Here is a 1392-nt window from a genome sequence, read left to right as displayed (position 1 = left end):
TGATTGCTATCGGTATTACGTTACCAGGCCTAGTTAACCCTACGACAGGCGTCGTTGAGTACATGCCAAATACGGATATTGATAACCTTGCGCTTGGTGAAATTATCCGAGAGAAGTTCAATACGGCTTGCTTTGTCGGTAACGACGTCCGTGGTATGGCACTTGCAGAACATTATTTTGGTGCTAGCCAAGATTGCCAAGACTCTATCTTAGTCAGTGTACACCGCGGTACTGGCGCAGGCATCATTGTTAACGGCCAAGTGTTTCTAGGTTTTAACCGTAACGTAGGTGAAATTGGCCACATTCAAATTGACCCTCTTGGTGAGCAATGCCAATGCGGCAACTTTGGCTGTCTTGAAACGGTTGCTGCTAACCCAGCGATCATCCAACGCGTTAAACAGCTCATAGCACAAGGCTATGAGTCTAGCTTAACGCAATTGGAGCACATTACGATTGAAGATGTATGCACTCATGCTATGAACGGTGATGAGCTCGCGAAACAGAGCTTAGTACGTGTTGGTAACCAGTTGGGTAAAGCCATCGCTATCACCATCAACTTGTTTAACCCACAAAAAATCGTGATTGCAGGTGACATCACCGCTGCACAAGACATTGTTTTCCCTGCAATTCAAAGAAATGTAGAAAACCAGTCACTGAAAACATTCCATAACGATCTTCCAATTGTGGCTTCTCACATTGATAAGCAGCCAACAATGGGCGCTTTCGCCATGATAAAACGAGCGATGTTAAATGGCGTTTTGTTACAAAAGTTACTAGAAGACTAAGTTTATACAACTAATTGAGTTACAATCTCGGGCTGTGTTTTCACAGCCCGTTTTCGTATATCAGGAATCTAGCTCAACAGTATGGAAATTATTCTAATTACAACGGCTTTTTTAGCAGGCTTCATCGCGCTCAAATGCAGCCTTCCCCCTCTAGTCGGTTTTCTACTAGCAGGTTTTGGCTTACATGCCTTTGGCTATCAAAGTAATGACGTTATTGTCACTCTGGCTGATCTCGGCGTTACTCTTTTGCTTTTTACTATTGGCTTAAAGCTCGATGTAAAAACATTGCTCTCCAAAGAAATTTGGGGCGGCGCAACAGCGCACAATATTCTTTCAACCGCTTTTTTTGCTCTTGCGTTGTCAGGGCTGAAACTGCTTGGATTAACGTCCCTTGCAAGTATGGAAAGCGGGCAGATATTGCTCCTAGCCTTTGCACTTTCCTTCTCTAGCACTGTTTTCGCGGTAAAAACACTGCAGGAAAAAGGTGAACTCAACGCGACATACGCCACACTGGCCATCGGTATTTTGGTTATGCAAGATATCTTCGCCGTCGTGTTTCTGACTGTTTCGACAGGCAAAGTGCCAGAATGGTACGCCATAGGTCTAT

General features: G+C 44.4%; 2 protein-coding genes. Both read left to right on the top strand.

Features of this window, described 5'->3' with window-relative positions; genetic code table 11:
• A partial coding sequence (locus tag R7Q47_RS24550; RefSeq protein ID WP_318089854.1) for an ROK family protein occupies positions 1–785 on the top strand: 785 nt, incomplete at its 5' end.
• 81 nt (positions 786–866) lie between these two features.
• A partial coding sequence (locus R7Q47_RS24545; protein ID WP_318089851.1) for a cation:proton antiporter occupies positions 867–1392 on the top strand: 526 nt, incomplete at its 3' end.

This window comes from Vibrio sp. Vb0349 (genome assembly GCF_033338975.1).
Note: the sequence above shows the minus strand (reverse complement) of the source record. Positions and strands in the feature narration are given on the sequence as shown.